Annotated in this window: 5 protein-coding genes; 2 read left to right on the top strand and 3 right to left on the bottom strand. The window is 60.4% G+C overall.

Annotated elements, in window-relative coordinates:
* The 3 genes from NW856_RS11505 to gltX all read right to left on the bottom strand — a co-directional run.
* Window positions 1-376 (bottom strand): isocitrate/isopropylmalate family dehydrogenase (locus NW856_RS11505; protein ID WP_414400375.1); only part of this gene is annotated, 376 nt, incomplete at its 3' end.
* Window positions 377-543: 167 nt separating this feature from the next.
* On the bottom strand, window positions 544-3801 hold the full coding sequence (locus NW856_RS11510) for a GAF domain-containing sensor histidine kinase (protein ID WP_414400377.1): 3258 nt from the start codon (window positions 3799-3801) through the stop codon (window positions 544-546).
* A gap of 79 nt (window positions 3802-3880) precedes the next feature.
* Complete coding sequence (gltX, locus tag NW856_RS11515) at window positions 3881-5320, bottom strand: glutamate--tRNA ligase (protein ID WP_414400379.1); 1440 nt, start codon at window positions 5318-5320, stop codon at window positions 3881-3883.
* Window positions 5321-5554: 234 nt separating this feature from the next.
* Between gltX and NW856_RS11520 the strand changes: the two genes are divergently transcribed.
* Both NW856_RS11520 and NW856_RS11525 read left to right on the top strand, forming a co-directional pair.
* Window positions 5555-5905, top strand: a complete 351-nt coding sequence (locus NW856_RS11520) for a hypothetical protein (protein WP_414400381.1) — start codon at window positions 5555-5557, stop codon at window positions 5903-5905.
* Window positions 5906-6016: 111 nt separating this feature from the next.
* Window positions 6017-6403 (top strand): cation-transporting P-type ATPase (locus tag NW856_RS11525; RefSeq protein ID WP_414400382.1); only part of this gene is annotated, 387 nt, incomplete at its 3' end.

Here is a 6403-nt window from a genome sequence, read left to right on the forward strand (position 1 = left end):
CGGCATAGAGATCTTCGGTATTTTCCCGCACCACCACTAGGTCGATGTCTTGAAAAGGGCTTTTGACACCGAGCATAGATTTGGCCGGGCGCAGGTTGGCGAAAAGATCCAGCTCCTTGCGAATGGCCACGTTGACCGAACGAAAGCCAGTACCTACGGGAGTGCCAATCGGCCCTTTGATCGCCACTTTGGTTTCCCGAATGGACTCCAACACCTGGGGTGGCAAGGGGGTGCCGTATTTTTCAATCACCTCCACCCCTGCCTCTACCGGGATCCATTCCAACCCAACCCCGGTAGCCTCCAAGACCGTGGTCATCGCCTTGGCCACTTCCGGGCCAATGCCATCCCCAGGGATCAAAGTCACACGATAGGCCACAGATGCTTCTCCTCGCAGTGTTAACGACAGCGCAAAAACTCCGCCTTGCCAGCGTGAGAGGATCCCTCCACCAGACAGGTTAGAGAACCGGGAACCCTTGAGCTTAAACGACTATAGAACAGGTTGAGACTGAAAATGCTGCGTCTGCTACCTCAGAAAAGGGGGGGCTAGCCGCAAGATCGGGGACTCGGCGGCAGAGGGACTCGCAGCTCTACAACTGTGCCACTGCCAAAGCGGCGATTACGCCAAGCAATGCTTGCCCCGATCAACTCGGCTCGGTAGCGCATGTTGAGCAACCCGTGGCCATGGCCGGGCGGCTGGGCGGGATCCACCCCACTCTTGGACGCCGGCATACCGCAGCCATCGTCGATGATCTTCAGCTCCAAGTGGGTGTAGGGAGCCTGAGGGTTGGTAGAGGAACCCGCGTCCTGTTGCGCCTTGGGCTGAATGATGAGATCGATGCGCCGTGCCCCTGCGTGTTTGACGATGTTGTTCAGAGCCTCCTGCACGATGCGGAAAATGTTGCTCTGGCAGGTGGGGCTGAGACGGGAGAGCAGGCCATCGGCTTGGTTGTCGAAACGGGTGAGGAGAGGATGGGGGGAACGTTGGGCGGCCCGTTCCAGGAGACTGCGCAGAGCCGGGCCAAGGTTAAAGGCCCGCATGGCCGTCGGCTGCAAATCTTCCACGATCCCGCGCAATTCGGCCATGGTCTCTCGCAGTTGGGCGCTCATGGCCCGCAACTGAGCCTGTCCGGCTGGGCCAATGGTCGGATCGCCGGATAGCTCTTGGATCTGGCGAGACAAAGCTCCCAGATCTGCCAAGGTTTGGTCGTGCAAATCGGCGGCCAACCGACGACTTTCCGCCTCTCGCCCCTCGGTTAGGCCCCGCAAAGCTGCTGCCGTCGCCTCCTGACGGCGAACCTGCTCGTAGAAAGAGGCCCGCTGCAAGGCTACTGCCGCAATGTCCGCCAGCGCGTTCACCAAGTCCGTATCTCTGGGGGAAAATCCGGCGGCTTCTGAGGCGATATCGGCGGTTTTGCTTCCCCGAACTGCCGGCTCAAACGGCGGCATGAAGGCGCAAAGCACCCCGGCCACCTGGCGAGCATCGGTGACTATCGGCACACCCAACAGGGAGCGGATGCCCTTTTGCAGCAGATGGCGGCGGGCGTGGGCAGACAATGGGAAGGTGTTGACATCTGGAATCAGCAGCGTGTTCAGGTGGCTGTAGCAATTGACCCAGAGGAGCTGGCTTAGCTCAGGGGGCAGCGTCTGTCCCCTTTGGGAAGGGATCCCCGGCTGACGGCAATACTCTTGGATGATGGCCAGAGGTTCTGCAGGAGCGCCGGCCAAGGGTTGCTGAGCCAAAGGACTCCGTCCCGCCTCTGGTGGGGCTGTTGCTCTGCCTACGGCAGGGGAAGGGGAACCGCAAGGCTGTCGCGACGAGGCTGCGAACGGCTCATGGCCACTGCAGGGCGCCACAAAACTGCACCGCTCAACCTGCAAAGCCTCTGCCATGCCCTCGAGGGCAATCTGCACCACCTCCTGGGGATTGTAGGTGCCGCTGAGGCGCTGGGCAATCTGGCGCAAAAGGCTTTCCCGCTGGGCAGAGCTACGGGTTTGCTCGTAAAGCCGCGCTTGCTTGAGGGCGATCCCCGCCTGCTCGGCCACGGCTTCTGCCAACTCCAGATCCTCCGGCTGCCAAGGACGAGGGGTCAGGGAATCGCTGCCAGGGTAGCGGATTAGGGCAATGCCCCCCAACAGTTCTTGGGGCCTGTCCGGATGCTCAGAAGCAAATAGGGGCACCAACAACAGCCCACTCCCCTGGCTCTGAGGCTTTAGATCGGCCCAGGACTGAGCCGTCTGCGGCTCCGGCACCACCACAGGCCCCCTCAAGGTGGCGAGCAAACTGGCCCCCAAGCGCAACTTGGCTCGAATCGTCTCCGGCAAGTCCGGCGGGATCCCAGGCTCAACCCAGGGGCAATCTGGGGATCCCACCAACGGCCCCCTTGTCGGCAACAGAGTGTCCAGCAACGACTCCGTCCCGCCCACGCGAACGGTGGGGGAAAGCTGCGGCGCATAAAGGCCAACAGGGTGTAGCAGCTCCTGCTCCGGCTGCCAGAGGGCCAAGATACACACATCTGCCTGAAAAGCCGCCCCGATCTGCTGGGTGATCGCATGGAAGAGGGTGGTGGGCTCCAGGCTGGAGCGAATCGCCGCCGTGATCGAGTGCAACAGAGCCAGCCGTTCCGTCTGCTGATGGGCATGCTCGAACAGGCTGGAACGGGTGAGGGCAATGGCCAGTTGAGAGGCCACCGAGCGCAACAGCTCGATCTCCTCCGGCTGCCAAAGGTGGGGTGTGGTGACGTACACTCCCAACAACCCAATCATCTCCCCTGGCTCTGCAGCCAAACCGGGCCGTCCCCCATCCTTCCCGCCAACCTCCGAAAGCCCTACTCCTGCCGAGCCCACCGACTGCACCGGGATCAGCACCGCCGAGCAAGCCTGCAGCGCCTGGAGAGCGGCCAACCCCTCTGGGGTCAGGAGATCTCGATCCGGCAGCAGAGGCAAGGCTATTTGCACCACCTGCCCCGTCCGCAGGCGCTCGCACAGCGAGCCAAAGTCCTGGATCCGGTACACCTCTCCTAGGGAGGGGGTTAGCCCAGGGCTCAGGGCCTCATGGCTGACCCGAACCGTCTGCTGATCCGGGCTGAGACTGTAAAAACAGCAGCGGCTCAGCCCCTTCACCCCTTTCGAGAGAAAGGCCTGCTGCAGCTCCTTCAGGGCAGTGCTGACGATTTGATCCCACTGCAAAAAGCGGTGAACAGTGCTGGTGATGCGGTTGAGCAGCGCCTCCCGCACCGCCTGCCGTCGGCTGCGCTCCAGCAGCTTGGCATTGATGATGGCGCTGGCGATATAGGAACAGAGGAACTTCACCACTTCCAGAAAGCTGGCTTCCAGAGGTGTCCGGCTCAACAGAGCCAAAGCCCCCAGCCGCTCCTCCCCTCGGTTAATCGGGTAGGCAACAAAGCCTCGCAAGCCATTGGCCTTCACCCACTCCGGGGCGGGCATCCAGGCTTCTTGGGCGGGATTGTTGCTCAAAAGCGGCAGCCCCTCCTGGGCCACCCGTCCTAAAGGGCTGTCGTCAGGATAGATCCGCTGAATTTGGTCGTGAGCAGGGCTGAGCAGGCCGGCATGGGCCACCGACTGAAAACATCCTTCCTGCGGGTCGAAAATCCAAAGGCGAGCTGAGGCCGCGCCCAGGCGATTTACCATCTGCTGTACCAAGGTCTGGGCCAGCTTGAGCACACACTGCTCCAGCTCCCCCATCTCTACAGAGTCCGAAGAGGATGGGGAAGATAACTGAGAAGAGAGCAGCACCAGTTCTTGGACAATTTGGTTTGCAGCCTGTAGCTGGCGTGACAGCATGGGATCCCGATTGCGGCAGCGGTGCGGAGCACTTTCAACAGAGGCAACCGAAGGCATGACAGCAAGAGATGGGCTTCCATCAACAAGGAACCAACTTCTGCACAGCCTCTAACCGCCCCAAAGCCCAGCCCCGCCGCTGGAGAAGGGCAAAAGATTCCAGCAAATCCGGCCCCTGCAGATCCCCTGTCAGGGCGGCCCGCAAACTCTTCATCAGCAGGCCCTTTTTCATGTTCTGGCCCTTGGCCACCTGATCCACCAGCGGTTTTAAGCTGTCCGCCGAAACCTGGGGCAGCTCGGCAGCAGCCAACGTGGTGGCCATTGCAGCCATAGCCTCTGCCACCCCAGGCAGGCGCAACTGTTCCAGAGCTGGCAACGTGTAGCTGAGGGGCTCCTGAAACAAAAAGCGGCTGAGCGGAGGAGCCTCTGCCAGGCGGTCGATACCATCGGCAATCAGGCGGGCCACATCTTCCAACCAGGTGGGATCCGGCACCTCGGAAAGGTCAAACCCTGCCGCCTGCCAAAAGGGGGTGAGCCGTTCTACCAGTTCTGGCGGAGAAAGCCGCTTGATGTACTGGCTGTTGATCCAGTTGAGCTTGTCCCAGTCAAAGCGGGCAGCCGCACGGTTAACCCGGTCAAAGTCGAACAGCGCAGCCGCCTTTTCCAAAGAGAAAAGCTCTTCCCCATCCGGGGGCGACCAACTGAGCAAAGCCAAATAGTTCTTGAGAGCTTCCGGCAAAAAGCCCAGTTGCTGGAACTCTGCTACCGAAGTTGCCCCATCCCGTTTGGAGAGCTTTTTCCCCTCCGGGTTCAGGATTAGCGGAGAATGGGCAAACTGGGGAGGTTCGTAGCCAAGAGCACGGTAGAGCAAAATCTGCTTGGGGGTATTGCCGATGTGATCTTCGCCGCGAATCACATGGGTGATGCCCATGTCGATGTCATCCACCACCACCGCCAAGTTGTAGAGAGGGCAGCCATCCGCCCGGGCAATGACCATATCCCCCCCCAAGTCCTGGGTGTTCCAGGTAATGGGGCCGCGAATGAGATCCACCCAAGACACTTCCAGGGGCTCCTCGATTTTGAAGCGGATCACCGGCTGCCGACCCTCGGCTTCGTAGGCCCGTCGCTGGGCTTCGGTGAGAAAGCGGTGGCGGTTGTCGTAGCGGGGGGCTTTGCCGGCGGCCTTCTGGGCAGCGCGCATCTCCTCCAGCTCCGCCTCGCTGACGTAGCAGCGGTAGGCCAACCCTCGATCCAGAAGCTGCTGTACCACCGCTTGATAGCGCTCGATGCGCTTGGATTGGTAGACCGGCCCTTCGTCCCAGTCTAGGCCCAACCAGGCCAGGCCCGCCAAAATGTTGCGGGTGTAGTGGGGCAAAGAGCGGTCGCGGTCGGTGTCCTCGATGCGCAAAATGAACCGGCCACCGTGGCGACGGGCATACAGCCAGTTGAACACTGCCGTTCGGGCGGTGCCGATGTGCAGATTTCCGGTTGGGCTGGGGGCAATGCGAACACAAACACTCACAGGTCTAAGGATCCCAAGCAGAGTATCCCGATCCTAGTCGGCGGCGAGATCCTTTGTCATGTTGGCGTTCTATTGGGTTGCAGGCGGTTGCCAATCGAGGCATTTCGAGTAGAATCCGCCTTAGCTGCCGGTCAAAAGGTAGGCTTCATGGGGATCCAAGTCAATGAGCAACGTTCAAACCCCGCTTTTTTCCGGTGTTGAGGAAAAGCTGTAGCGCAGGAGGAATCACAGCACATGCGTCTGACTTCGGCCATTCTTCTGGGTTGTCTATCCGCCGGGATCCCGGCTGGATCCGCCTTGGCCCAAATTGCCTATCCTTCTTATCCGGTGGGAGATGCCCTAGACAGGATCCTGTTGGATACAGGTAGGAATGTGGATCCGGTCACTTTCCCTGAAGAAGTGGTGCGCTCCCAGGCTCGACAAACCACCGCCTTCTTCACGACTTTGCTGAACCAGCGCACCAACATCCCACCCCTGCGCCCGCTGGATTTGCCCAGCCCCTATCAGGCTTCGGTTCGTACCCAGGCCGGATATTACCGCGTCACCCAGACAGAGCCCGTTTTGGATTTTGAAATCTTGCGCTAGGCAAGGCAGGTATTCAGGGCCTACTCCAGCACCGGTCTGCTGCTGTCAGAATCCTCCTCCTGTGGGGCGGGGAGTATGTCAAAATTCGGCAAGAACCCTTGAGTGGCCGCAATGATCCCACCGGATGGATCCTCCCTTTCCTCTGTCCCTGCTTGGCATAGCCTCACCCTTGCCGCCGCCATCCAGAAGTTGCAGACCGATCCCGATCGCGGCCTCACCACTCAGCAGGTAATCCAGAGGCAGCGGGAGTATGGCCCCAATGAGCTGATCACCTCCTCTGGCCGTAGCTCCTGGCAAGTCCTGCTGGATCAATTCCGCAACGTCATGCTGCTGATGCTGATCGCTGTAGCCGCGATCTCGGCCACTTTGGACTTGCAAGAAGGCGAGTTTCCCAAAGATGCCCTGGCCATTTTGTTGATCGTCGGCCTCAACGGCAGCCTGGGCTATTTGCAAGAAAGTCGGGCGGAAAAAGCGCTGGCAGCCCTGAAAAAACTGGCT

The organism is Synechococcus sp. R3-13 (assembly GCF_047462195.1).
Lineage (GTDB): Bacteria > Cyanobacteriota > Cyanobacteriia > Thermostichales > Thermostichaceae > Thermostichus.